Origin of the sequence: Pseudomonas cichorii (genome assembly GCF_019719005.1) — a bacterium.
Classification (GTDB): Bacteria; Pseudomonadota; Gammaproteobacteria; order Pseudomonadales; family Pseudomonadaceae; genus Aquipseudomonas; species Aquipseudomonas cichorii_E.
The window spans coordinates 93,406-119,332 of sequence record NZ_JAIGPJ010000011.1; the positions used below are offsets into that span (position 1 = coordinate 93,406).

The window sequence follows — 25,927 nt, forward strand, 5'->3', positions numbered from 1 at the left end:
TAGTTTCGCCATAAATTTGACTGTATATGTTTTTTTGACTTAACTAGTGATGTTCACTATTTTCTGGCGTCTCATCGGATATAACGGCTGAGATGCCAAGCTGCCCACGATCTCGGGCATTGAGTTGACTAGGGAAGTTGCTATTGCATGTGGCGTGAAATCAAGATTCTGCTAATCGATGACGATAGCCAGCGCCGCCGGGATCTGGCGGTTATCCTGAATTTTCTGGGCGAAGAAAATTTATCCTGCTCCAGTCAGGACTGGCAGAAGGTTGTCGGCTCATTGGCCTCTACGCGCGAAGTTCTTTGCGTGCTTGTGGGGAGCGTCAATGCCCCGGGCAGCCTGCAAGGACTCCTTAAGACAGTCGCTGCATGGGATGAGTTCCTTCCGGTTCTGTTGATGGGCGAAAATTCTGCCGTCGACCTTCCCGAAGATCTGCGCCGTCGTGTGCTTTCCACTCTCGAAATGCCTCCCAGCTACAGCAAATTGCTGGATGCGCTACATCGTGCCCAGGTCTATCGTGAAATGTACGATCAGGCCCGTGAGCGTGGTCGGCATCGCGAACCCAATCTGTTCCGCAGTCTGGTCGGCACCAGCCGTGCCATTCAGCACGTGCGTCAGATGATGCAGCAAGTGGCCGATACCGATGCCAGCGTACTGATTCTGGGTGAGTCGGGTACGGGCAAGGAGGTGGTCGCTCGCAACCTGCACTACCACTCCAAGCGCCGTGATGCGCCTTTTGTTCCGGTCAACTGCGGTGCGATTCCGGCCGAATTGCTCGAAAGCGAATTGTTCGGTCACGAGAAGGGTGCCTTTACCGGTGCTATCACCAGCCGTGCCGGCCGCTTCGAGCTGGCCAATGGCGGTACTCTGTTTCTGGATGAAATCGGTGACATGCCGTTGCCGATGCAGGTCAAGCTGCTGCGCGTTCTGCAGGAGCGTACCTTCGAGCGGGTCGGCAGCAACAAGACTCAAAGCATCGATGTGCGCATCATTGCCGCGACCCACAAGAATCTCGAGAACATGATCGAGATCGGCAGTTTCCGTGAAGACCTCTATTACCGTCTGAACGTTTTCCCGATCGAGATGGCTCCGTTGCGTGAGCGCGTCGAAGATATTCCGTTGCTGATGAACGAGCTTATCTCGCGCATGGAGCACGAAAAGCGCGGTTCGATCCGTTTCAATTCGGCTGCCATCATGTCGCTGTGCCGTCATGCATGGCCGGGTAACGTCCGTGAGCTTGCCAACCTGGTGGAGCGCATGGCGATCATGCATCCCTATGGCGTGATCGGCGTGGCAGAGTTGCCGAAGAAATTCCGCTACGTCGATGATGAAGACGAGCAGATGGTCGACAGTCTGCGCAGCGATCTGGAAGAGCGCGTGGCTATCAATGCCCACACGCCAAACTTCGCTTCCGGTGCTGTACTTCCCCCGGAAGGTCTGGACCTCAAGGATTACCTGGGTGGTCTGGAGCAGGGCTTGATTCAGCAGGCGCTGGATGACGCAAACGGTATTGTGGCGCGTGCTGCGGAGCGTCTGCGGATCCGTCGTACAACGCTTGTAGAAAAGATGCGCAAGTACGGCATGAGTCGCCGGGAAGGTGACGATCAGGCGGATGATTGACGCCTGTTCCCTGTGCGAAAAATCAAACCTCTGAATTTTCAGAGGTTTTTTTTCGGCACGAGGATTGCTAAGTCACTCTCAACATACCGTTTAATGACGGTTCGCCACGCGAGAGATGATTTATGTCCAAGGCCGCCCACATGTCCCCTGACTTGCCCAGCCAAGCTAAACCCTCCCTGGAACTGGAAAGTCGCCAGGGGCTTGAGCAGGCCTTCTCGTTGTTTAACCAGATGTCGTCTCAGTTGGCTGATTCCTACGGCATGCTGGAGACTCGCGTCGCCGAGTTGAAAGGCGAGCTGGCGGAGGCGGGTGCCCAGCGCATGCAGGAGCTGGCAGAGAAGGAGCGTCTGGCCAATCGTCTGCAGAACCTTGTGGATCTGCTGCCCGGTGGCGTGATTGTCATCGATGGCATGGGCGTGGTCCGCGAGGCCAACCCGACCGCCATCGAGTTGTTGGGGCAACCATTGCTGGGCATGTTGTGGCGCCATGTCATCAGTCGCTGCTTCGCTCCTCGCGAGGATGACGGGCATGAAGTGTCCCTGCGCGACGGACGCCGGCTGTCCATTGCCACTCGCTCGCTGGATGCGGAGCCTGGGCAACTGGTGCTGCTCAATGACCTGACCGAAACCCGTCGCCTCCAGGAGCAACTGGCTCGCCATGAGCGTTTGTCTTCCCTGGGGCGCATGGTCGCTTCTCTGGCGCATCAGATTCGCACGCCCTTATCGGCTGCCATGATCTACGCCAGTCATCTGACCGAGCAGGAATTGCCGGTGGAAACCCAGCAGCGTTTTGCGGCGCGCCTCAAGGAGCGCCTGCATGAGCTTGAGCATCAGGTGCGCGACATGCTGGTCTTTGCCCGCGGCGAATTGCCGTTGACCGACCGACTGACGCCGGGGGATTTGTTCCGGGCCTTGCAGTCGGCAGCCCAGACTCATGTGCAGGATGTGGCGGTTCGCTGGCAGTGCGATTCGATCGATGGCGAGCTGCTGTGCAACCGCGACACGCTGGTAGGGGCGTTGCTCAATCTGGTGGAAAACGCGGTGCAGGCCAGTGTCGGAAAAACCCGTCTGAAAATTCATGCCTACAGTCGTGGCAATACGCTGCGCCTGTGCTTCAGTGATAACGGCAGTGGTATGGACAAGGCGGCGCTGGCGCGTATCGGCGAGCCTTTTTTCACCACCAAGACCACCGGCACCGGCCTTGGTCTGGCGGTGGTCACGGCGGTGACCCGTGCTCATCAGGGTGGCGTGCAGTACCGCTCGACTGTCAATCGCGGGACGTGTGCAATCGTCACTTTGCCGTTGATTCCAGTTTCCGCTTTAGTGAGTAGCCACTGATGTCGATCAAAGTGCTGTTGGTCGAGGACGACCGTTCGTTGCGCGAGGCGCTGGGTGAGACTCTTGAGCTGGCCGGTTACGATTATCGTGCCGTCGGGTCGGCTGAAGATGCCTTGCTTGCGGTGGATCAGGAGTCCTTCAGCCTGGTCATCAGTGACGTAAACATGCCGGGCATGGATGGCCATCAATTGCTGGCGCTGTTGCGCAGTCGCCATCCGCAATTGCCGGTTCTGCTGATGACGGCCCATGGTGCCGTCGAGCGAGCCGTGGATGCCATGCGTCAGGGCGCGGCGGATTATCTGGTCAAGCCTTTTGAGCCCAAGGCCTTGCTGGCGTTGGTTGCCCGGCATGCGCTGGGGCGTCTTGGGCCTGTTGAAAACGATGGGCCGATTGCTGTGGAGCCCGCCAGCATTCAGTTGCTGAACCTGGCCAGCCGGGTGGCGAAGAGCGATTCCACCGTACTGATTTCCGGTGAGTCCGGAACGGGCAAGGAGGTATTGGCGCGATTCATTCATCAAAACTCGCCACGTGCCGATAAGCCTTTTATAGCGATCAACTGCGCGGCGATTCCGGACAATATGCTGGAAGCGATGCTGTTCGGTCACGAGAAGGGTTCGTTTACCGGTGCCATTGCGGCGCAGGCAGGCAAGTTCGAGCAGGCTGATGGCGGCACTATCCTGCTCGACGAAATCTCCGAAATGCCCATGGGTTTGCAGGCCAAGCTTCTGCGAGTGCTCCAGGAGCGTGAGGTTGAGCGGGTGGGAGCTCGTAAGCCGATCAACCTGGATATCCGGGTCCTGGCGACTACCAACCGTGATCTGGCGGGTGAAGTGGCGGCGGGGCGGTTTCGTGAGGATCTGTTTTATCGGTTATCGGTATTTCCGCTGGCGTGGCAAGCGTTGCGTCAAAGGACCGCCGATATTCTGCCGCTTGCCGAGCGTCTGTTGGCCAAGCACGTCAATAAAATGAAGCATGGGCCTGTGCGATTGTCTGCTCAGGCGCAGGCGTGTCTGGTGGCATATTCCTGGCCGGGCAATGTGCGCGAGCTGGACAATGCCGTACAGCGGGCCTTGATATTGCAGCAGGGCGGCGTGATCGAGGCCGAAGACTTCTGCCTGGCGGGACCTGTTACCGGGGCCTCGCCCTCTGTGGCTTCGGTGCCGTTGGCGCCTGTGGTGGCGGTGGACAATGTGCCAGCCGCTGCTGCTGCCGAGTCGGCCGGTGCCTTGGGGGATGACCTGCGGCGTCGTGAGTTTCAAGTGATCATCGATACCCTGCGTACTGAACGTGGGCGTCGCAAGGAAGCTGCCGAGCGACTGGGCATCAGTCCCAGGACGCTGCGCTACAAACTGGCACAGATGCGTGATGCGGGCATGGATGTCGAGGGTTACCTGTTCGCGACCTGAGCTTTTCCGGCGGGTCGGGAAGGCGTGATCTGTTCTTATGGCTTTGTCGTATGAATGTTGTAATTCAATGGCATATTGATGTCATTGTGCGAGGCAAGGGGTTCGCCCAGAAGGTCTGGGGCGCGGGTGAGAGCAAAGTGAGGCGGGTGTCGTTATCTATTTGGCACTCTTGTTGCTATGTCTTCAGTATCCGCTGAATCAGTGTCAAAAAATTGCGGGCCTTACGAGAGAAAATGTCCATGAGCCAAGGTGTTGAATTTAATCGCTTGATGTTGGATATGCGGGCCATGCAGATGGATGCCATGGCGGCGTCCAAACCAGTGACCGCTACGCCGGAAGTCGGCACCAGCAGCTTTGCCGATATGCTTGGCCAGGCCGTCAACAAGGTTTCCGAAACCCAGCAGGCCGCAGGTCAGTTGGCGAACGCATTTGAAATCGGCAAGAGTGGTGTCGATTTGACTGACGTCATGATTTCCTCACAAAAAGCCAGCGTCTCGTTTCAGGCTTTGACCCAGGTTCGCAACAAGCTGGTTCAAGCCTATCAAGACATCATGCAGATGCCGGTTTAAGGGACGTACTGAGTCATGGCCGAAGCAACAGCCGAAACCGTTCCGGCAAGAGCGGGCTCTCCCGACAAGAAACCCTTGTTTGGTCTGTCTTTTCTGGAAAACCTTTCTGAAATGACCATGCTGCGTCAGATCGGCCTCATGGTCGGTCTGGCTGCCAGCGTGGCCATTGGCTTTGCCGTGGTGCTCTGGTCCCAGCAACCCGATTACCGGCCGCTTTACGGTAGCCTGGCGGGAATGGACAGCAAGCAGATCATGGAAACCCTGACTGCAGCGAACATCTCCTATACCGTCGAGCCCAACTCCGGCGCTTTGCTGGTGAAGGCCGATGACGTGCAGCGTGCGCGTATCCAGCTGGCTCAGGCTGGCGTGGTCCAGAACGACTCCAACATCGGTTTCGAAATTCTCGACAAGGACCAGGGCCTGGGTACCAGCCAGTTCATGGAAGCCACGCGCTACCGCCGTGGTCTGGAAGGCGAACTGGCACGCACCATTTCGTCCCTGAATAACGTCAAGGCTGCCCGCGTGCACCTGGCGATTCCGAAAAGCTCGGTGTTTGTCCGTGACGATCGCAAGCCAAGTGCTTCGGTTCTGGTCGAGTTGTATGCCGGTCGTACGCTTGAGCCAAGCCAGGTCGTGGCCATCGTCAATCTGGTCGCTACCAGCGTTCCCGAGTTGAGCAAGTCGCAGATCACGGTCGTGGATCAGAAGGGCCACCTGCTGTCCGATCAGGGTGAAAACTCCGAGCTGACCATGGCCGGCAAGCAGTTCGACTACAGCCGCCGTATGGAAGGCATGCTGACCCAGCGTGTGCAGAACATCCTGCAACCTATTCTGGGCAGCGACCGCTACAAGGCCGAAGTCTCGGCAGTGGTGGATTTCAGTGCCGTCGAATCGACTGCCGAAAGCTTCAACCCTGACCAGCCTGCCTTGCGCAGCGAGCAGTCGGTCAATGAACAGCGCTCCAGCAGCTCGGGTCCGCAAGGTGTTCCGGGTGCCTTGAGCAACCAGCCGCCAGGTCCTGCGACCGCGCCTCAGACTACCGGTGGCGGTGCTGCCGGTGCCGCAGCCGCCATCGCTCCCGGCCAGCCGCTGCTCGATGCCAACGGTCAGCAGATCATGGATCCGGCCACCGGCCAGCCCGCTCTGGCGCCGTACCCGGCCGACAAGCGTGTGCAGTCGACCAAGAACTTCGAACTGGATCGTTCCATCAGCCACACCAAGCAACAGCAGGGTCGCCTGACTCGTCTGTCGGTGGCGGTTGTGGTCGATGACATGGTCAAGACCAATCCGGCCAACGGCGAAGTGACCCGTGCGCCATGGAGCGCCACTGACTTGGCCCGCTTCACGCGTCTGGTTCAGGATGCGGTCGGTTTCGATGCCAGTCGTGGTGACAGCGTCAGCGTGATCAACGTACCGTTCTCCAGTGAGCGCGGTGAAGTGATTCCGGAAATTCCGTTCTACTCGCAGCCATGGTTCTGGGACATCCTCAAGCAAGCCGTGGGCGTGATCTTCATCCTGATTCTGGTGTTCGGTGTTCTGCGCCCTGTGCTGAACAACATCACCAGCGGCAAGGGCAAGGAACTGGGCGGGTTCGGCGACTCGGAGCTGGGTGGTTTCGGTGGCATGGGCGGCAGCGGTATGGATGGCGATCTGTCCAATGACCGGGTCAGCTTGGGCGGTCCGCAGAGTATCCTGCTGCCTAGCCCGACCGAGGGTTATGACGCACAGTTGAATGCAATCAAGAGTTTGGTGGCCGAAGATCCGGGTCGTGTGGCCCAGGTCGTGAAAGAGTGGATTAACACTGATGAATGATCGAGCCGTCGTAGCCAAACTGACCAAAGTGGAGAAAGCCGCCGTGCTGCTGCTTTCTCTCGGTGAGACCGATGCGGCTCAGGTGCTTCGGCACATGGGCCCCAAGGAAGTACAGAAAGTGGGCGTGGCCATGGCTCAGATGCGCAATGTGCATCGTGAGCAGGTCGAAGAGGTCATGAGCGAGTTTGTCGATATCGTCGGCGATCAGACCAGCCTTGGCGTCGGTTCCGATGGCTATATCCGCAAGATGCTGACCCAGGCCCTGGGCGAAGACAAGGCCAACGGCCTGATCGACCGTATCCTGCTGGGTGGCAACACCAGCGGCCTGGACAGCCTCAAGTGGATGGAGCCGCGCGCGGTCGCCGATGTGATCCGCTTCGAGCACCCGCAGATTCAGGCAATCGTGGTGGCTTATCTGGACGCCGATCAGGCGGGCGAGGTGCTTGGGCATTTCGACCACAAGGTGCGCCTGGACATCATCCTCAGGGTTTCATCGCTCAATACCGTACAACCTGCAGCTCTCAAGGAACTGAACCAGATTCTCGAGAAGCAGTTCTCCGGCAATGCCAACACGTCGCGTACTACCCTGGGTGGTATCAAGCGCGCTGCTGACATCATGAACTTCCTCGACAGCTCCATCGAAGGCACGCTCATGGACTCGATCCGCGAGGTCGACGAAGACCTGTCGGTGCAGATCGAAGACCTCATGTTTGTCTTCAACAACCTGTCCGACGTGGACGACCGCGGTATCCAGGCGCTGTTGCGCGAAGTGTCTTCGGACGTGCTGGTGCTGGCGCTCAAGGGTTCGGACGAGGCGATCAAGGAAAAAATCTTCAAGAACATGTCCAAGCGTGCTGCCGAACTGTTGCGCGACGACCTGGAAGCCAAGGGTCCGGTGCGTGTCAGCGACGTGGAAACCGCACAGAAAGAAATCCTCACTATCGCACGTCGTATGGCCGAGGCCGGCGAGATCGTGCTCGGTGGCAAAGGTGGCGAGGAAATGATCTAAGGATTGCGTTGACCCATGCCCAGCTCCAGTAAAGACCCGGTTAGTGATCTCATTCGCGCCAAGGATATCGTTGGCTTCGACATGTGGTCACTGCCAAGCTTTGACCCGCACAAAGAGCCAGAACCGGAACCCGAACCGGAGTCAGTGGAAGAAGCACCGGCCGAAATGGAAGAAGTTCCATTGGAGGAGGTGCAGCCCCTGACCCTGGAGGAGCTGGAAAGCATTCGTCAGGAAGCCTGGAACGAAGGTTTTGCCACGGGCGAAAAAGAAGGTTTCCACAGCACCCAGCTCAAGGTCCGGCAGGAAGCGGAAGTGGCTCTGACGGCCAAGCTCGCCAGTCTCGAACAGTTGATGCTCAATCTGCTGGAGCCGGTGGCCGAGCAGGACACGCAGATCGAAAAGGCGGTTATCCATCTGGTGGAGCACATTGCCCGCCAGGTCATCCAGCGCGAGCTGCAGACCGATTCTCAGCAGATCGCCCATGTCCTGCGCGATGCCCTGAAACTGCTGCCCATGGGTGCCCAGAACCTGCGCATCTTTATCAATCCCCAGGACTTCGTGCTGGTCAAGGCGCTGCGTGAGCGCCATGAAGAAAGCTGGAAGATTCTCGAGGACGATAGCCTGTTGCCGGGTGGCTGCCGGATCGAAACCGAGCACAGCCGTATCGATGCCAGTGTCGAGACACGGATTTCCCTGGCCATTTCCAAAATGTACGATCAGTTGCATGAGCAGGTGACTCATCCTGGTGCTGCCGATCTGAATATCGAACTGACCGGCGTCTCTGCCAGTGCAGTCGACATAGAGAAAAACGATGCGCCTTGATCGCACCAGCTTCAGCAAGCGACTGGGGTCGTATGCCGACTCCATCACCTTGCCTGCCCAGCCGGTAGTGGAGGGGCGCCTGTTGCGTATGGTCGGCCTGACCCTTGAAGCCGAGGGCTTGCGGGCGGCCATGGGCAGCCGCTGTGTGGTGATCAACGATGACAGCCATCATCCGGTCGAAGTCGATGCGGAAGTGATGGGGTTTTCGGGCAACAAGGTTTTCCTGATGCCGGTGGGCAGTGTTGCAGGCATTGCGCCAGGGGCGCGGGTCGTGCCGCTGGCCGATACCGGGCGTCTGCCCATGGGCATGAGCATGCTCGGACGAGTACTCGACGGAGCCGGTCGGCCACTGGACGGGCGTCCGCCCATCAAGGCCGAAGACTGGGTGCCCATGGATGGCCCGGCCATCAACCCGCTCAAGCGCGACCCCATCAGCCAGCCGCTGGATGTGGGCATTCGTTGCATCAACGGTTTATTGACGGTCGGTCGCGGCCAGCGTCTCGGGCTGTTCGCCGGTACCGGCGTGGGCAAGAGTGTGCTGCTGGGCATGATGACGCGCTTTACCGAGGCGGACATCATCATCGTCGGCCTGATCGGTGAGCGGGGCCGTGAGGTGAAGGAGTTCATCGAGCACATCCTGGGCGAAGAAGGGCTCAAGCGTTCGGTGGTGGTCGCTTCGCCTGCGGACGATGCGCCGCTCATGCGTCTGCGCGCCGCCATGTACTGCACGCGCATTGCCGAATATTTCCGTGATCGGGGCAAGAATGTCCTGTTGCTGATGGACTCCCTGACCCGTTTTGCCCAGGCCCAGCGGGAAATTGCCTTGGCCATTGGTGAGCCGCCTGCAACCAAGGGTTATCCGCCTTCGGTATTTGCCCGTTTGCCCAAGCTGGTGGAGCGCGCCGGTAATGCAGAAGCCGGTGGTGGCTCCATCACGGCGTTCTATACCGTGCTGTCCGAAGGTGACGATCAGCAGGATCCGATTGCCGACTCCGCCCGAGGCGTGCTGGACGGCCACATCGTTCTGTCACGGCGTCTGGCCGAAGAAGGGCATTACCCGGCTATCGATATTGAAGCGTCCATCAGCCGGGTCATGCCGGCAGTTGTCAGCCCTGAACACATGGGGCGTGCGCAGTTCTTCAAACAGTTGTGGTCCCGTTATCAGCAGAGCCGCGATCTGATCAGCGTGGGTGCCTATGTGGCGGGTGGCGACCGGGAAACCGACACGGCCATTGCCTTGCAACCGGCATTGGCGCGCTATCTGCGTCAGGGTTTGCGCGATAACGAAAGCATGCAGGCCAGCAGTGAAGCGCTGGCTGCAGTGTTTGCCCCGGCTCCTGGCGGCTGATAGATCATGGCCCAGAGTCGTGCGGCGCGTCTGGCGCCGGTGGTCGAAATGGCTGAGGCCGCCGAGCGTACGGCAGCCCAGCGTCTTGGGCACTTTCAGGGGCAGGTCAATCTGGCCTACAGCAAGCTTGAAGAGCTTGAGCGCTTTCGCTTGAGTTATCAGGAGCAATGGATCAGTCAGGGTAGCCATGGTGTATCCGGGCAATGGCTTACCAACTATCAGCGCTTCCTCAATCAGTTGGAAACTGCCGTCGGCCAGCAGAACAAGAGTCTGGAGTGGCACAAGGTCAATCTCGAAAAGGCTCGTGGCGCCTGGCAGGAATGTTATGCGCGGGTCGAAGGTCTGCGCAAACTGGTGCAGCGTTATATCGATGAAGCGCGCCAGCTTGAAGACAAGCGCGAGCAGAAGCTGCTCGATGAATTGTCCCAGCGTCTGCCTCGTCGTGAGCAGGATTGATATGTCTATTCTCTCGTCTACGCTTGCGGTGTGATGACGTACTTCAGGAGTCCTTATGGCGAAGATCACCTCCGAGCTTTCCCGGGACGGTCAGCAACTGACCGTGTTTATCGAGGGGCGCTTCGATTTTTCCACTCATCAGGATTTTCGCGGAGCTTATGAAGACCGCTCCGCAAATCTGAAGTACGTGGTGGATCTGGCCCGTACGCATTATCTGGACAGCTCGGCCCTGGGGATGCTGTTGCTGCTGCGCGATCATGCCGGTGGTGATGACGTGGTGGTGGAGCTGGTCAATTGCACGCCGGATGTCATCAAGATCCTCACCATTTCCAATTTCTCGAAACTGTTCCAGTTGAGCTGACGCCCTTGTCCTCGGCAGCCAAGGGGTTGTGCATACTGATCGCGGACGACAGTGCCAGCGACCGTTTGCTGTTGTCGACTATCATCGGGCGCCAGGGTCATCGAGTCCTGAGTGCTGCCAACGGCATTGAAGCACTGGCGATATTCGAGGCCGAGCGGCCGCATCTCATCCTTATGGATGCGCTGATGCCGGTCATGGACGGTTTCGAGGCCGCGCGTCGTATCAAGAGCCTGTCCGGCGAGTCGCTGGTACCGATCATCTTTCTGACTTCTCTCACCGAAGGCGAAGCCCTGGCGCGCTGTCTGGATGCCGGTGGCGATGATTTCATTTCCAAGCCCTACAACCCGTTGGTGCTGGCGGCCAAGATCAATGCCATGAACCGGCTGCGCCTGTTGCAGGAAACCGTTCTGCAACAGCGCGACCTGATCGCCAGGCACCACGACTACCTGCTCAACGAACAGCGTGTCGCCAAGGCGGTATTCGATCAGGTGGCACATTCGGGGTGTCTGGGGGCGAGCAATATCCGCTACCTGCAATCACCTTACGCGCTGTTCAACGGCGACCTGATGCTCGCCGCCTATACGCCTGCCGGGAACATGCATGTCTTGCTCGGCGACTTTACGGGTCATGGCCTGCCGGCAGCCGTGGGGGCGATGCCTCTGGCCGAGGTGTTCTACGGCATGACCGCCAAGGGTTATGGCGTGGGCGAAACCCTGCGGGAAATGAATGCCAAGCTCAAGCGCATCCTGCCGGTGGACATGTTCTGCTGTGCGGCGCTGCTGTGCGTCAACCTCAAGCAGCAGCATGTCGAGATATGGAATGGCGGGTTGCCCGATGCTTATCTGCTTCGGGTGGCTGACGGCAGTCACTTGCCGCTGGTATCGAGGCATTTGCCGCTGGGGGTGTTGAGTGCCGCCTCCTTTGATGACAGGACGGAGGTTCACCCGCTGTCCACGGGGGACCGGATTTTCCTGCTGTCCGACGGTGTGCTGGACACCAGCAACAGTCGCGATGAGCTGTTCGGCGTGGAGCGGTTGCGCGAGGTCTTGACCGCAAACCGTCATCCGCCTTTGCTGATCCAGGAAATTCTCCAGGCGCTTAACGATTTTGGCGGGCGGGCGCGAGATGACGTCAGCATGCTGGAAATCAGTGTCATCGACCAAGAGCAGGATTCGCCTGCCGTGTCGAACTACTCCGACAATGCGGCATCGAGCCCGCTGGACTGGTCGGTCAGCTTCGAGTTTCGGGCTTCGACCCTGCGGCGCTTCAACCCTTTGCCTTACCTGATGCAGTTATTGCTTGAGGTGCCGGGGCTTCAGGCGCAGAGTGCGGCACTGCACAGCGTGCTTACCGAGCTGTACAGCAATGCGCTGGAACATGGCGTGTTGGGGCTCGATTCTGCACTCAAGCAGGATGCCAGCGGATTTGCCCGCTATTATAAAGAGCGGACGGACCGGCTTGAGGCATTGCAGTCGGGTTTTGTCCGCTTGCATCTGCAAGTGGAGCCTGTGGAGCAGGGTGGTCGGCTGACGATCCGTGTCGAAGACAGTGGCCGGGGCTTCGATGTGCAGCAGATGCTTGCCATGCCTTCCTCGCTTGAGGGGTTGCATGGTCGTGGTCTGAAGTTGATTCGTGAATTGAGCCAGCAGGCGCAATGGTCTAAGGATGGCCGGGTTGCTTGCGTGGAATTTTTCTGGAGAGCAGTGGCATAATCCGCCTCCAGAGTCTTGATCAAGGAGTGAGCAAGTGTCGATTCATCTGGATTACAGTGTTTTAAGTGTTCTGCAGGAAGTCATGGAAGACGAATATCCAACGTTGCTCGACGTTTTCCTCAAGGATTCCGAGCAGCGCGTGACGCAATTGCGCCGCGCTATCGATACCGAACTGCTGGACATGCAGGAGCTGAGCCTCACGGCCCATAGCTTCAAGGGCAGCAGCAGCAACATGGGTGCAGTGGTCCTTTCGGACTTGTGCCGCCAGCTTGAAGAGCGTGCTCGCCAGCAGCAGCGGGCAGGCCTTGAAGAGCTGATTGGCCTGATCGACAGCGAGTATCTGACCATCCGCCGGCTATTCGACGCCGAGCGCCAATTGTTCATCGGTCAGACCTGATTTCTCTCTCATTTTCTTTCTCCGGTAAAGCTGGCCCGCATCTTGCTGTTGTTCATGGAACCAGCTGCTCATGTGTGGAGATTGAAATGCCCCTTGCCCCAAATGTGCTTCTTCAGGCCAATGCGACTGCGACGTCAAAGTCCAGCGCTGCCAACAATGCGATCAAGGCTGCAGACAGCGGCAAGGGCGACGGCTCCAGCTTTTCCAATGTCTATGCCAAACAGGCCAGGGACAAGGTTGCTGATCGCAACGACACTGCGGTCAAGCCTGCGCGTGACAAGTCTGTGCCTGAAAAGGACAAGACCGAGGCCAGTACAACCACTGCCGCCGATGACTCGACCGTTGCCGGAAGCGGCAATGGCTTGCCTGCCGATCCGGCCAGCGCCAGTTCTGACGACAAGTCCGCTGCCGAGGGTGAAACAGTCGCCGAAGTCGTGACGCCACCGGTCACCGATCCTGCGCTTGATCCGGCATTGCAACTGGCAGCGGCCCAGGCGCCTGCAGCGCTGGCGGCCTCGGCGGCCAAGACCGACAGCGATGCGGCCAAGGCCTTGCCGGTCCTGGCGGCACTGCCCACTGCGGCGCCTGTTGAGGACTCCTTTGATCCCGAGGCTGACCCGCTGGACGGCTTGCATGCCGTACAACTGGCACTGGAAAACGCCAACGCCAAGGCGCATGCCTCGCAACAGGCGAATGCATCGGGTCGGGCAACCAACAATGCCGATAATGATCAGAGTCAACATGTCGCCAATAACCTGGCGGCCTTGAGCGAGCAGTTGCCCTCGGACGAAAGCAGCACCGAAAGCAGCGACAAGTCGTTCAGCAGTCTGATCAGCGATGGCCTCAAAGACACCAAGAGCGTTACGGGCGATACCCGTGTCGATAACTTCGCCGAGCGTCTGGCGGCCCTGAGCCAGGCGGCACAACCCGCCAAGACAGCCGCCGCACCCGCACCGCTGATCAACCAGCCTCTGGCCATGAACCAGAGTGGCTGGAGCGAAGGGATCGTGGATCGTGTGATGTACCTGTCGAGCCAGAACCTGAAGTCAGCTGAAATCAAACTGGAGCCTGCCGAGCTCGGTCGTCTGGACATTCGCGTCAATATGGCGCCGGACCAACAGACCCAGGTGACCTTCATGAGTGCCCACCTGGGTGTGCGTGAAGCGCTGGAAAACCAGATGTCGCGTCTGCGTGAGTCATTCGTGCAGCAAGGGCTCGGTCAGGTTGATGTCAACGTGTCCGACCAGTCTCAGCAACAGGCCCAGCAGCAGGCGCAAGAACAGGCCAGCCGGGCACAGCGCGGCGGTCGCAGTGGTGGTTCGGGTTCCGGTGACGGGCAGGATGATACCGCTGTCGCCGATGCTGCAGCCCCGGTCAGCCAGCCAGCGGCCCGGGTGATCGGCACCAGCGAGATCGATTTCTACGCCTGATTGATCTTTTCGCGAATGAATTCGCTCCTACGCCCGTAGGAGCAAATTCATTCGCGATAAACCTCCGCATATGTAACGAATTCATTCACGCCCCCGCCTTCCTCTGCGCAACTCTGGCATAACACTTGCTCTGCCTCTCTCACGCATCAGCGAACCCCTTGAATAGTGACGGATTATTGGCATGGCGAAGAGCGAAGAAGTTAAAGACCCCGCTTCCAAAGGTAAACTCAAGCTCATCATCGTCGCAGTCGTGGCTTTATTGCTCGCTGTAGGCCTTTCGGTAGGTGCGACCTGGTTCATCATGCACAAGTCTGCGAGTGCGCCTGATCCGGCAGCAGTGGCAGCGGCGGCCAACGTCAAGCCAGTGGCAGTCTTTGAGCCCCTGACGCCTGCGTTCGTGGTGAACTTCAACTCCAATGGTCGTCAGCGCTACATGCAGGTCAGCATCACCATGCTGGCGCGCAACGCTGCGGACATGGAAGCCTTGAAGGTGCATATGCCGGTGATTCGCAACAATCTGGTGATGCTGTTTGCGGCCATTCCTTTCGAGTCGCTGGCCACGCCAATCGGCCAGGAAATGCTGCGTCAGAAAGCGACCGCCAGCATCCAGGAAGTGGCGCAGAAAGAACTCGGCAAGACTGTGATCGAACAGTTGCTCTTCACTAACTTCGTATTGCAGTAGGACTCTGACATGGCCGTTCAAGACCTGCTGTCCCAGGACGAGATCGATGCGCTGCTGCACGGCGTTGACGATGGGATGGTCCAGACCGAAAGTAACAGTGAGCCTGGCAGTATCAAGAGTTACGACCTGACCAGCCAGGACCGGATCGTGCGGGGTCGGATGCCGACCCTGGAAATGATCAACGAACGTTTTGCCCGCTATACCCGCATCAGCATGTTCAACCTGCTGCGTCGCTCGGCGGACGTGGCGGTGGGTGGTGTCCAGGTCATGAAGTTTGGCGAATACGTACACTCGCTGTACGTACCGACCAGCCTCAACCTGGCCAAGATCAAGCCATTGCGCGGTACGGCCCTGTTCATCCTCGATGCCAAGCTGGTGTTCAAGCTGGTGGATAACTTCTTTGGCGGTGACGGTCGTCACGCCAAGATCGAAGGGCGTGAATTCACCCCGACCGAACTGCGCGTCGTGCGCATCGTTCTGGATCAGGCGTTCATCGACCTCAAGGAAGCCTGGCAGGCGATCATGGAAGTGAACTTCGAGTACATCAACTCGGAAGTTAACCCGGCCATGGCCAACATCGTAGGTCCGAGCGAGGCGGTGGTGATTTCCACGTTCCACATCGAACTCGATGGCGGTGGCGGTGACCTGCACGTGACCATGCCGTACTCGATGATCGAGCCGATCCGCGAAATGCTCGACGCCGGTTTCCAGTCGGATCTCGACGATCAGGACGAGCGCTGGATCAAGGCGCTCAAGGAAGACGTTCTCGACGTCAACGTTCCGCTGAGCACAACCATTGTCCAGCGTCAGTTGCCGCTGCGCGACATCCTGCACATGCAGCCTGGCGATGTGATTCCGGTGGAGTTGCCCGAGACACTGGTCATGCGTGCCAACGGCGTACCTTCTTTCAAGGTCAAGCTCGGCTCGCATAAGGGCAATCTCGCCCTGCAAGTAATCGAACCCATAGAGCGGCGTTGATCTTTCAGGTCGATGCCGAAAATTGTTGCGTAACTGAATCAATGCCCGCAGAGGACAACCGATGGCTGATGAAAACGAAATGACGTCTGCTGAAGATCAGGCGTTGGCCGATGAGTGGGCTGCGGCCCTGGGTGAAGCCGGTGAGGGTGGTCAGGCTGATATCGACGCATTGCTGGCGGCCGATGAAGGTAATTCTTCGTCGCGCATGGCGATGGAAGAGTTCGGCAGTGTTCCCAAGAACAATGCACCTGTGACGCTGGACGGTCCCAATCTGGATGTGATTCTGGACATTCCGGTGTCGATCTCCATGGAAGTGGGCAGCACCGATATCAACATCCGTAACCTGTTGCAGCTCAACCAGGGTTCGGTGATCGAGCTGGACCGTCTGGCGGGCGAGCCGCTGGACGTGTTGGTCAACGGCACGCTGATCGCTCATGGCGAAGTGGTCGTGGTCAACGAGAAGTTCGGCATCCGTCTGACGGATGTCATCAGTCCGAGCGAACGCATCAAGAAGTTGCGCTAAGTGAGGCGCTTGCTGGGTGTGCTGCTGACGCTGCCTTCGCTGGCGTGGGCAACCGAACCTGTGGCGCAGGCTGCTGCAGCCGCTCCGCAGGTGGCCAACACGGTTTCAGGCGGGATGGGCGGGCAAGTGCTGCAGTTGCTGCTCGGCCTGCTGGTGGTGGTCGGCCTGATTTTCGTGCTGGCCTGGGTCATGCGCCGGGTACAGAGTGTCGGGCCGAACGGTGGCCAGGTCATCGAGCTGCTGGGTTCGCGGGCGCTCGGCACCCGTGACCGTTTGCTGCTGGTTCAGGTGGGCAACGAGCAGATTCTGCTGGGTGTCACGCCGGGCCACATCACGCCGCTGCATGTGCTCAAGGAGCCGGTGCAGGTTCCCGTGCGCGAGCAGGCAACCCCTGAGTTCGCCCAGCGCCTTCTGGAGTTGATGGGCAAGGATAAGGACAAGAAGTGATGGGTGCCTTGCGTTTCCTGATATTGCTGCTGTTGGCCGTGGCAGCACCTGTCGCGTTCGCTGCCGATCCGTTGTCGATACCGGCGATCACGCTGTCCAACAACCCGGCGGGTCAGCAGGAATATTCGGTCAGCCTGCAGATCCTGCTGATCATGACGGCGCTGAGTTTCATCCCGGCGTTCGTCATGCTGATGACCAGCTTTACGCGAATCATCATCGTCTTCTCGATCCTGCGTCAGGCCCTTGGCTTGCAGCAGACGCCATCGAACCAGATTCTGACCGGCATGGCGCTGTTTCTGACCATGTTCATCATGGCGCCGGTGTTCGATCGGGTGAATCAGGATGCCTTGCAGCCTTATCTGGCGGAAAAACTCAGCGCACAGGATGCGGTGGCCAAGGCTCAGGTGCCGATCAAGGACTTCATGCTGGCCCAGACCCGCACCAGCGACCTGGACCTGTTCATGCGCCTGTCCAAACGTACCGATATTCAGACGCCTGACGCTGCACCCTTGACCATTCTGGTTCCGGCCTTCGTGATCTCCGAACTCAAGACGGCCTTCCAGATCGGTTTCATGATCTTCATCCCGTTCCTGATCATCGACCTGGTGGTCGCCAGTGTGCTGATGGCCATGGGTATGATGATGCTGTCACCGCTGATCATTTCCTTGCCGTTCAAGATCATGTTGTTCGTGCTGGTGGATGGCTGGGCGTTGATCGTCGGAACCCTGGCGGGAAGTTTTGGTGGTGTATGAGTCGTTTTGACGAGGAGTCTGCCCGATGACGCCGGAAGTAGCGGTCGACCTGTTTCGTGAAGCGTTGTGGCTGACCACCGTGCTGGTGGCGATTCTCGTGGTGCCAAGCCTGATCTGCGGCCTGCTGGTTGCCATGTTTCAGGCGGCTACCCAGATCAACGAACAGACCCTGAGTTTCCTTCCGCGTCTGATCGTGATGCTCCTGACCCTGATTGTCGTGGGGCCCTGGCTGCTGAAAATATTCATGGAATACATCCTGTCGCTGTACGGCAGTATTCCGACCTTGATCGGCTAACGGCTCATGCAGCCTTTGCTTGCGCTGACCGATACCCAGATCAGTACCTGGGTCGCCAGCTTCATGTTGCCATTGTTCCGGATCGTCGCTGTCCTGATGACCATGCCGATCATTGGTACGACGCTGGTGCCGCGTCGCGTGCGCCTGTATTTTGCCGTGGCGGTCACCGTGGTGGTCGCTCCTGTGCTGCCCGCCATGCCGCCTGTCGAAGCCCTTGATCTCAGTGCGCTGCTGTTGATCGGTGAGCAAGTTCTCATCGGTGCAGGCATGGGGCTTTCGCTTCAGTTGTTCTTCCATATCTTCGTGGTGGCTGGCCAGATTATTGCCACCCAGATGGGTATGGGCTTTGCCTCGATGGTCGACCCCACCAACGGCGTGTCGTCGGCGGTTATCGGTCAGTTTTTCACCATGCTGGTCACGCTGCTGTTTCTGGCAATGAATGGCCATCTGGTGGTGCTGGAAATTCTGGTCGAGAGCTTCACCACCATGCCGGTAGGCAGTGGCCTGCAAGTCAGTAATTTCTGGGAGCTGGCCACGGGGCTTGGCTGGGTGATGAGTTCGGGGATGAGGCTGGTGCTGCCGGCCATTACCGCGCTGCTGATCATCAACATCGCTTTTGGCGTCATGACGCGTGCGGCGCCGCAGCTCAATATCTTCTCCATCGGTTTTCCCCTGACCCTGGTGCTTGGCATGGTCATCCTGTGGATGAGCATGGCCGACATTCTCAATCAGTACCAACCCATGGCCGTTCAGGCCTTGCAGTCCCTGCGTGATCTGGTGAGGGCCCGCTGACATGGCTGAGAACGAGAATGGCCAGGACAAGACAGAGGAACCCACGGAGAAAAAGGTCCGGGACTCCCGGGCCGAAGGGCAGATTGCCCGCTCCAAGGAACTGACGACCCTCGTCGTGATGCTGATGGGGGCGGGCGGCCTGCTGATGTTTGGCGGGGGCATTGCGCGCATGATGATTGATCTGATGCGCAATAACTTCACGATCAGTCGTGAAACCCTGATGGACACCACCTACATGGGCAAGCTGCTGCTCAGTTCCGGCGAGCATGCGCTGATTGTGGTGTTGCCGTTTCTGATTGCCATGCTGGTGGCTGCGCTGGTGGGGCCGATCATGTTGGGTGGCTGGCTGTTCGCGACCAAATCCCTGGCCCCCAAATTCAGCCGTATGAACCCGGCCTCGGGGCTCAAGCGCATGTTTTCTCCCCATGCGCTGGTGGAGCTGCTCAAGTCGCTCGCCAAGTTCCTGATCATTCTGGCGGTGGCGCTGGTGGTCTTGAGCAAGGAGCGCAACGACCTGGTTTCCATTGCTCATGAGCCGCTGGAGCAGGCCATGATCCACAGCTTGCAGGTGGTCGGCTGGAGCAGCTTCTGGATGGCATGCGGGTTGTTCTTCATTGCCGCGCTCGATGTGCCTTTCCAGATGTATGAAGCCCACAAGAAGCTCCTGATGACCAAGCAGGAAGTGCGTGACGAGCACAAGAACAGCGAAGGCAGCCCCGAGGTCAAGCAGCGGATTCGTCAGTTGCAGCGCGAGATGTCCCATCGCCGGATGATGGCGGCCATTCCGGAGGCCGATGTCATCATCACCAACCCGACGCACTTTGCCGTGGCGCTCAAGTACGATCCCGAGAAGGGCGGGGCGCCGATGCTGCTGGCCAAGGGGGCTGATCTTGTCGCCCTGAAGATTCGCGAGATTGGCGCCCACAACCAGATACTGATCCTGGAATCGGCCGCCCTGGCCCGTTCCATCTACTACAGCACCGAGCTTGAGCAGGAGATCCCGGCCGGGCTTTACCTGGCTGTGGCCCAGGTGCTGGCCTACGTCTATCAGATCCGCCAGTACCACTCTGGCCGAGGCAAACGCCCCGATCCATTGGGTGTATTGCCTATTCCGCCGGATTTGCAGCGCGACGCCTGATCGCGAATGAATTCGCTCCTTGGAGTTCGTAGGAGTGGATTCATTCGCGCATTTCACCACGCGCGTTGTAGGAGCGAATTCATTCGCGAAAACCCCATATCCCCAAGCAAGGCAACAAGTTGTTATCAGCTTGGGGCTTTGTGCTGGCTACTCGCTGCTAAAGTTGGACAGCTTTTTGCAATAAGTCGATTCAGGTCGCCTTGGGCGTCAAAGTTTTGATTTAGTGCGCAGGTAAAGAACAGTGGATCGCTCTCAGATTATCAGTAGCGCACGTAGCAATCTTGCCGGTTTTGGTCGCGGCCAGCTGGGTGTCCCGCTGTTGTTGTTGATCATGATGGCAATGATGATGTTGCCTATCCCGCCTTTCCTGCTGGACGTGTTCTTCACCTTCAACATCGCACTGTCCATCGTCGTGCTGCTGGTCTGTGTCTATGCCTTGCGGCCGCTGGACTTCTCGGTTTTCCCCACCATCCTGCTGGTGGCCACGCTGTTGCGCCTGGCGCTGAACGTGGCGTCCACCCGTGTGGTCATGCTTCACGGTCAGGATGGTCACGCGGCTGCGGGCAAGGTGATCCAGGCCTTCGGTGAAGTGGTAATCGGCGGTAACTACGTGGTCGGTATCGTGGTGTTCGCGATCCTGATGATCATCAACTTCGTGGTAATCACCAAGGGTGCCGGGCGTATCTCTGAAGTAAGCGCACGATTCACCCTCGATGCGATGCCGGGCAAGCAGATGGCAATCGACGCCGACCTCAACGCCGGCCTGATCGATCAGCCAGAAGCAAAACGCCGTCGTGCCGAAGTGGCCCAGGAAGCCGAGTTCTACGGTTCCATGGACGGTGCCAGCAAATTCGTGCGCGGTGATGCGATTGCGGGCCTGCTGATTCTGTTCATCAACCTGATCGGCGGCATGCTGGTCGGTATTCTGCAGCACAACATGACCTTCGCTGATGCGGGTCGTGTGTACACGCTCCTGACCATCGGTGACGGTTTGGTGGCGCAATTGCCATCACTGCTGTTGTCCACTGCGGCAGCGATCATGGTGACCCGTGCTTCCGGTTCGGAAGAAATGGGCAAGATGATCAATCGCCAGATGTTCACCTCGCACAAGGCCCTGGCCGTATCGGCTGCGATCATGATCGTCATGGGTCTGGTCCCGGGCATGCCGCACTTCTCCTTCATCAGCCTGGGTCTGGTGGCGGGCGGTGCAGCCTACTGGCTGTGGAAGAAGCAGAACATGGCAAAGGTCGAGGCACTGGCCGAAGTTCAGCGTCAACAGGAACTGCTGCCATCGCCGACCCGCGTTCAGGACTCCAAGGAGCTGGGCTGGGATGACGTGACGCCGATCGACATCATCGGTCTGGAAGTGGGCTATCGCCTGATTCCGCTGGTGGATCGCAACCAGGGTGGTCAGTTGCTGGCGCGTATCAAGGGCGTGCGCAAGAAGCTGTCTCAGGAGCTGGGCTTCCTGATGCCGACCGTACATATCCGCGACAACCTGGATCTGGCGCCCAGCGCCTATCGTTTGACGCTCATGGGCGTGATTCTGGCCGAAGCCGAAATCTACCCGGATCGCGAACTGGCGATCAACCCGGGGCAGGTGTTTGGCACGCTCAACGGCATCACTGCCAGAGATCCGGCATTCGGTCTTGAGGCGGTGTGGATCGAAATCAGCCAGCGCAGTCAGGCTCAGTCATTGGGTTACACGGTGGTGGATGCCAGTACTGTAGTTGCAACTCACTTGAACCAGATCCTCTACAAGCACTCCCATGAGCTCATCGGGCATGAAGAAGTGCAGCAATTGATGCAATTGCTGGCCAAAAGCTCACCCAAGCTCGCTGAAGAGCTGGTGCCAGGCGTTCTTTCGCTGTCGGCGTTGCTCAATGTGCTGCAAGCCCTGCTGGCTGAGCACGTGCCTGTTCGCGATATCCGCAGCATTGCCGAAGCCATCGCTAACAACGCGGGCAAGAGTCAAGATACCGCCGCTTTGGTGGCTGCCGTACGGGTCGGTCTGAGTCGTGCAATCGTGCAAAGCATTGTGGGGATTGAGCCGGAGCTGCCTGTCATCACGCTGGAACCAAGGTTGGAACAAATATTGCTCAATAGTTTGCAGAAGGCTGGTCAGGGTCAGGAAGAAGGCGTTCTTCTTGAGCCGAGCATGGCTGAGAAGCTCCAGCGTTCGTTGATTGAGGCCGCCCAGCGTCAAGAGATGCAAGGGTCGCCGGTAATTCTGTTGGTAGCAGGTCCCATCCGGGCCATGCTGTCACGATTTGGACGATTGGCTGTACCGAACATGCATGTTCTGGCGTATCAGGAAATTCCTGACAATAAGCAAGTCACCATCGTAGCGACTGTCGGGCCTAACGGCTGAGGTAGTGAGTCATGCAAGTTAAGCGTTTTTTCGCCGCCGATATGCGTCAAGCCATGAAACTGGTTCGTGATGAGCTGGGCGCCGAGGCGGCCATCATTGGCAACCGCCGCATCGCCGGTGGCGTCGAGCTGACTGCCGCTCTGGATTACAAGCTGTCCGCACTGGCGCCTCGCGTGCCGAACATGGAGCTTGAGGACGAGCTGCGCAAGACTCAGTCGCGCATCGTTTCCGCCCAGGCCGAACTGGACAATCGCGGTGACAGCGATCCTTCGATCAATCGCCAGCTGTTTTCCGGCATGCCGCTCAGCGGCCTCGATAAACATATCGAGCCGACCCTCGAAGAGCCGCCACGCCCGTTTGCTCATGCACACACACCTGCCGCCGCAGAGCCGGCAGTCGGGCAGCGCGCTTACGACTCCATGCGTCATGAGTTGAATGGCCTGCGCGAGCTGCTGGAAGTCCAGCTTGGCTCCCTGGCCTGGAGCCAGTTGCAAGGCAGTCGTCCGCAGCAGGCGAGCCTGTGGCGTCGTCTGCAGCGCGTCGGCTTGTCCGGCCCGCTGTCACGCGACCTGCTGGCGATGATCCCTGAAATCGACGAGCCTCGTCAGGCCTGGCGCATGCTGCTGGCGCACCTGGCGCGCATGATTGCCGTGCCTGATGTCGAGCCTCTCGAAGAGGGTGGCGTGATCGCCATGGTCGGCCCTGCCGGCATGGGCAAGACCACGACTCTCGCCAAGCTGGCAGCCCGTTATGTGCTCAAGTACGGCCCGCAGAACATTGCACTGGTCAGCATGGACAGTTTCCGTATCGGCGCTCAGGAGCAGCTCAAGACACTGGGCCGCATCCTCAATGTACCGGTGACCCATGTCGATCCTGGCCAGTCCCTGGCTCAGGCCCTGGACCCGCTGCTGCGCAAACGTGTGGTGCTGATCGATACCGCTGGCCTGCAGGCCAGTGATCCAGCCCTGCGCATGCAGCTCGAAAGTCTGGCAGGTCGCGGCATCCGCGCACGCAACTACCTGGTGCTGGCGACGACCAGCCAGAAGCAGGTACTGACGGCGGCCTATCACAGTTACAAGCGGTGTGGTCTGGCAGGTTGCATCCTGACCAAACTTGATGAAACCGCAAGCCTCGGCGAAGTGTTGAGCCTTGCAATCGGCCATGAGTTACCCGTTGCTTACTTGACGGATGGGCCGCGTATTCCTGATGACCTGCATCTGCCGCGCCGTCACCAGTTGGTGAGTCGTGCAGTGAGTGTGCAAATGCAGGATGAGCCGAGCGAGGAAGCGATGGCTGATATGTTTGCCGACCTCTATCACACCCCTGGCAAGAGAGTGGGTTAAGTGATGGGTATTACTGGAATGTCCCTGCATCAATGGTCTGCCAGGCATTGTTCGTTCGCGAACATGCAGCCCGTAATGTGGTTTCGGTCTACGCAAGACAAGGTAAAGAAATAACATGGGCAGCATGCATCCCGTACAGGTTATCGCAGTGACCGGTGGCAAAGGTGGCGTCGGTAAGACTAACGTGTCAGTGAATCTCTCACTGGCTCTGGCCGAGCTCGGTCGGCGCGTCATGCTGCTGGATGCCGACCTTGGCCTGGCCAACGTCGATGTTCTGCTGGGGCTGACACCCAAACGCACGCTGGCGGATGTCATCGAGGGTCGTTGCGACTTGCGCGATGTCCTGTTGCAGGGCCCTGGCGGTGTTCGCATCGTGCCTGCGGCTTCCGGCACCCAGAGCATGGTTCACCTGTCGCCAGCCCAGCATGCCGGTCTGATCCAGGCCTTCAGCGAGATTGGTGACAACCTCGACGTCCTGGTGATCGACACGGCTGCCGGTATCGGCGAATCGGTAGTCAGCTTCGTGCGCGCCGCGCAGGAAGTGCTGCTGGTGGTCTGCGATGAACCCACCTCCATCACTGACGCCTACGCACTTATCAAATTGCTCAACCGCGACTACGGCATGAACCGTTTTCGCGTTCTGGCCAACATGGCCCAGAGCCCACAGGAAGGGCGCAACCTGTTCGCCAAACTGACGAAAGTGACTGACCGTTTCCTTGATGTTGCCCTGCAGTACGTCGGTGCCGTGCCTTACGACGAATGTGTTCGCAAGGCGGTACAGAAGCAGCGCGCTGTCTACGAGGCGTTTCCACGCTCCAAATGCGCACTGGCTTTCAAGGCCATTGCCCAGAAGGTTGACACCTGGCCGTTACCGGCCAACCCGCGTGGTCATCTGGAGTTCTTCGTCGAACGACTTGTCCACCAGACCAGTGCGGGGCCTGTTCAATGACAGCGAGCGGCTTTCAAATGTACAGCAAGGCTTCCAGAAATTCGCAATACGAACTCATCGAGCGTTACGCGCCGCTGGTCAAGCGTATTGCCTACCACTTGCTGGCGCGTCTGCCTGCCAGTGTTCAGGTGGAAGATCTGATCCAGGCCGGCATGATCGGTCTGCTGGAAGTGTCTACCAAATATGACTCCACCAAGGGTGCGAGTTTCGAAACCTATGCCGGTATCCGTATTCGTGGCGCCATGCTCGATGAAGTGCGCAAGGGCGACTGGGCTCCACGCTCGGTACACCGCAATACGCGCATGGTCAGTGACGCAATTCGCGCAATTGAAGCAAAAACCGGTCGTGACGCTAAAGATCACGAGGTTGCTGCCGAACTCCAGTTAAGTCTCGATGATTATTATGGGATTTTGAATGATACCTTAGGCAGCCGCCTCTTCAGCTTCGACGACCTCTTGCAGGACGGCGATCATGAAGGGCTGCATGAGGATGGTGCAAGCGGCTCGCTCGAACCGTCGCGTGATCTGGAAGATGAGCGTTTCCAGGCAGCGCTGGCAGATGCAATTGCCAATTTGCCGGAGCGTGAGCGGCTGGTATTGGCGCTGTACTACGACGAAGAACTGAACCTCAAGGAAATCGGTGAAGTGCTTGGGGTCAGCGAGTCGCGAGTCAGTCAGTTACACAGCCAGTGCGCAGCTCGTTTGCGGGGGCGTTTGGGGGAGTGGCGAGCGCGTTGATGGCAATTTGTGACTTATCCAAGTCACAGGTTGTCGCAAGCCGGCTGTGCAGAGCGTTACGTGGTATCAGGATAGACAAGGCAGGAGCCTGTTCAGACAGAGCCTATGGCCTGCAGGTTCAGGTTGGTGCTCTGTTGTTTTGCCAAGCCCGTCGTCGTTTCGTACAGCCGGGGGTGTGCTGTGCCAGTATTGAGTGAACAGCGTGTTCAGGTGCTGAATGCGTTAAAGACTGCTTGGAGGTCGAATTGGACAAGAACATGAAAATCCTCATCGTTGATGACTTTTCAACGATGCGGCGGATCATAAAAAACCTGTTGCGTGACCTGGGGTTCACCAACACATCCGAAGCGGACGACGGCATCACTGCCTTGCCGATGCTTCAAAGCGGTTCCTTTGACTTTCTGGTGACTGACTGGAACATGCCTGGCATGACCGGTATCGATCTGTTGCGTCAGGTTCGCCTGGATGATCGTCTCAAAAGCCTGCCCGTGCTGATGGTGACTGCCGAAGCCAAGCGTGAGCAGATTATCGAAGCTGCCCAGGCCGGTGTGAACGGTTACGTCGTCAAGCCGTTCACAGCCCAAGTGCTGCAAGAGAAGATCGAAAAGATCTTTGAACGCGTCAACAGCTGATGCATG

The 25,927-nt window shown here is 58.6% G+C and carries 26 protein-coding genes; all 26 read left to right on the plus strand.

The window, feature by feature from the left end:
• The first annotated feature begins 147 nt into the window (after window positions 1-147).
• The 26 genes from fleQ to K5D32_RS11165 all read left to right on the plus strand — a co-directional run bounded on the left by fleQ (window position 148) and on the right by K5D32_RS11165 (window position 25,921).
• The gene (gene fleQ, locus K5D32_RS11040) at window positions 148-1,623 is read left to right on the plus strand and encodes a transcriptional regulator FleQ (protein ID WP_221600250.1); all 1,476 of its coding nucleotides are present in this window, start codon (window positions 148-150) and stop codon (window positions 1,621-1,623) included.
• A 140-nt stretch (window positions 1,624-1,763) separates the two neighbouring features.
• Window positions 1,764-2,960 carry an ATP-binding protein gene (locus K5D32_RS11045; RefSeq protein ID WP_260407352.1) on the plus strand — a complete coding sequence of 399 codons (1,197 nt, stop codon included), beginning with the start codon at window positions 1,764-1,766 and terminating at the stop codon, window positions 2,958-2,960.
• Window positions 2,960-4,366, plus strand: a complete 1,407-nt coding sequence (locus tag K5D32_RS11050) for a sigma-54 dependent transcriptional regulator (protein ID WP_221600251.1) — start codon at window positions 2,960-2,962, stop codon at window positions 4,364-4,366. Before K5D32_RS11045 ends, K5D32_RS11050 begins: the two co-directional genes overlap by 1 nt.
• Window positions 4,367-4,605: 239 nt before the next feature.
• The gene (fliE, locus tag K5D32_RS11055; protein WP_025260897.1) at window positions 4,606-4,935 is read left to right on the plus strand and encodes a flagellar hook-basal body complex protein FliE; all 330 of its coding nucleotides are present in this window, start codon (window positions 4,606-4,608) and stop codon (window positions 4,933-4,935) included.
• Window positions 4,936-4,950: 15 nt separating this feature from the next.
• Window positions 4,951-6,747 carry a flagellar basal-body MS-ring/collar protein FliF gene (gene fliF / locus K5D32_RS11060; RefSeq protein WP_221575696.1) on the plus strand — a complete coding sequence of 599 codons (1,797 nt, stop codon included), beginning with the start codon at window positions 4,951-4,953 and terminating at the stop codon, window positions 6,745-6,747.
• Window positions 6,740-7,756 (plus strand): flagellar motor switch protein FliG, encoded by a 1,017-nt coding sequence (fliG, locus tag K5D32_RS11065; RefSeq protein ID WP_025260895.1) that lies wholly within the window; start codon window positions 6,740-6,742, stop codon window positions 7,754-7,756. Before fliF ends, fliG begins: the two co-directional genes overlap by 8 nt.
• A gap of 15 nt (window positions 7,757-7,771) precedes the next feature.
• Complete coding sequence (fliH, locus tag K5D32_RS11070) at window positions 7,772-8,578, plus strand: flagellar assembly protein FliH (protein ID WP_221600253.1); 807 nt, start codon at window positions 7,772-7,774, stop codon at window positions 8,576-8,578.
• On the plus strand, window positions 8,568-9,926 hold the full coding sequence (fliI, locus tag K5D32_RS11075; protein WP_025260893.1) for a flagellar protein export ATPase FliI: 1,359 nt from the start codon (window positions 8,568-8,570) through the stop codon (window positions 9,924-9,926). The genes fliH and fliI overlap by 11 nt, the downstream gene beginning before the upstream one ends.
• A gap of 6 nt (window positions 9,927-9,932) precedes the next feature.
• Window positions 9,933-10,382 carry a flagellar export protein FliJ gene (gene fliJ / locus K5D32_RS11080; RefSeq protein ID WP_025260892.1) on the plus strand — a complete coding sequence of 150 codons (450 nt, stop codon included), beginning with the start codon at window positions 9,933-9,935 and terminating at the stop codon, window positions 10,380-10,382.
• Window positions 10,383-10,437: 55 nt separating this feature from the next.
• On the plus strand, window positions 10,438-10,743 hold the full coding sequence (locus K5D32_RS11085; protein ID WP_221575698.1) for an STAS domain-containing protein: 306 nt from the start codon (window positions 10,438-10,440) through the stop codon (window positions 10,741-10,743).
• Window positions 10,744-10,748: 5 nt separating this feature from the next.
• Window positions 10,749-12,455, plus strand: a complete 1,707-nt coding sequence (locus K5D32_RS11090; RefSeq protein WP_311775781.1) for a SpoIIE family protein phosphatase — start codon at window positions 10,749-10,751, stop codon at window positions 12,453-12,455.
• A gap of 34 nt (window positions 12,456-12,489) precedes the next feature.
• A complete protein-coding gene (locus K5D32_RS11095; RefSeq protein ID WP_025260889.1) occupies window positions 12,490-12,852 on the plus strand; it encodes an Hpt domain-containing protein in 363 nt (120 codons plus the stop codon).
• 86 nt (window positions 12,853-12,938) lie between these two features.
• Window positions 12,939-14,282, plus strand: coding sequence for a flagellar hook-length control protein FliK (locus K5D32_RS11100; RefSeq protein WP_221600255.1), 1,344 nt, complete (start codon window positions 12,939-12,941; stop codon window positions 14,280-14,282).
• A gap of 181 nt (window positions 14,283-14,463) precedes the next feature.
• Window positions 14,464-14,964: a flagellar basal body-associated protein FliL gene (fliL, locus tag K5D32_RS11105; RefSeq protein ID WP_025260887.1), complete on the plus strand. Its 501-nt coding sequence runs from the start codon at window positions 14,464-14,466 to the stop codon at window positions 14,962-14,964.
• A gap of 9 nt (window positions 14,965-14,973) precedes the next feature.
• Window positions 14,974-15,942: a flagellar motor switch protein FliM gene (fliM, locus tag K5D32_RS11110; protein WP_025260886.1), complete on the plus strand. Its 969-nt coding sequence runs from the start codon at window positions 14,974-14,976 to the stop codon at window positions 15,940-15,942.
• A 61-nt stretch (window positions 15,943-16,003) separates the two neighbouring features.
• Window positions 16,004-16,465, plus strand: a complete 462-nt coding sequence (gene fliN, locus K5D32_RS11115) for a flagellar motor switch protein FliN (protein WP_025260885.1) — start codon at window positions 16,004-16,006, stop codon at window positions 16,463-16,465.
• The gene (gene fliO / locus K5D32_RS11120) at window positions 16,466-16,912 is read left to right on the plus strand and encodes a flagellar biosynthetic protein FliO (protein ID WP_198728500.1); all 447 of its coding nucleotides are present in this window, start codon (window positions 16,466-16,468) and stop codon (window positions 16,910-16,912) included.
• The gene (fliP, locus tag K5D32_RS11125; protein ID WP_200986073.1) at window positions 16,912-17,664 is read left to right on the plus strand and encodes a flagellar type III secretion system pore protein FliP; all 753 of its coding nucleotides are present in this window, start codon (window positions 16,912-16,914) and stop codon (window positions 17,662-17,664) included. Before fliO ends, fliP begins: the two co-directional genes overlap by 1 nt.
• A gap of 25 nt (window positions 17,665-17,689) precedes the next feature.
• Window positions 17,690-17,959 (plus strand): flagellar biosynthesis protein FliQ, encoded by a 270-nt coding sequence (gene fliQ, locus K5D32_RS11130; protein WP_025260882.1) that lies wholly within the window; start codon window positions 17,690-17,692, stop codon window positions 17,957-17,959.
• Window positions 17,960-17,965: 6 nt separating this feature from the next.
• Complete coding sequence (gene fliR / locus K5D32_RS11135; protein ID WP_221600257.1) at window positions 17,966-18,751, plus strand: flagellar biosynthetic protein FliR; 786 nt, start codon at window positions 17,966-17,968, stop codon at window positions 18,749-18,751.
• A 1-nt stretch (window position 18,752) separates the two neighbouring features.
• Complete coding sequence (gene flhB / locus K5D32_RS11140; protein WP_221600258.1) at window positions 18,753-19,889, plus strand: flagellar biosynthesis protein FlhB; 1,137 nt, start codon at window positions 18,753-18,755, stop codon at window positions 19,887-19,889.
• A gap of 241 nt (window positions 19,890-20,130) precedes the next feature.
• Window positions 20,131-22,260 carry a flagellar biosynthesis protein FlhA gene (gene flhA, locus K5D32_RS11145; RefSeq protein WP_221575702.1) on the plus strand — a complete coding sequence of 710 codons (2,130 nt, stop codon included), beginning with the start codon at window positions 20,131-20,133 and terminating at the stop codon, window positions 22,258-22,260.
• A gap of 11 nt (window positions 22,261-22,271) precedes the next feature.
• On the plus strand, window positions 22,272-23,603 hold the full coding sequence (gene flhF, locus K5D32_RS11150; RefSeq protein WP_221575703.1) for a flagellar biosynthesis protein FlhF: 1,332 nt from the start codon (window positions 22,272-22,274) through the stop codon (window positions 23,601-23,603).
• A 115-nt stretch (window positions 23,604-23,718) separates the two neighbouring features.
• Window positions 23,719-24,552, plus strand: coding sequence for a flagellar synthesis regulator FleN (gene fleN / locus K5D32_RS11155; protein WP_025260877.1), 834 nt, complete (start codon window positions 23,719-23,721; stop codon window positions 24,550-24,552).
• Complete coding sequence (gene fliA, locus K5D32_RS11160) at window positions 24,549-25,289, plus strand: RNA polymerase sigma factor FliA (protein ID WP_025260876.1); 741 nt, start codon at window positions 24,549-24,551, stop codon at window positions 25,287-25,289. Before fleN ends, fliA begins: the two co-directional genes overlap by 4 nt.
• Before the next feature lie 257 nt (window positions 25,290-25,546).
• Window positions 25,547-25,921: a chemotaxis response regulator CheY gene (locus tag K5D32_RS11165; protein WP_176767544.1), complete on the plus strand. Its 375-nt coding sequence runs from the start codon at window positions 25,547-25,549 to the stop codon at window positions 25,919-25,921.
• The last annotated feature ends 6 nt before the right edge of the window (window positions 25,922-25,927 follow it).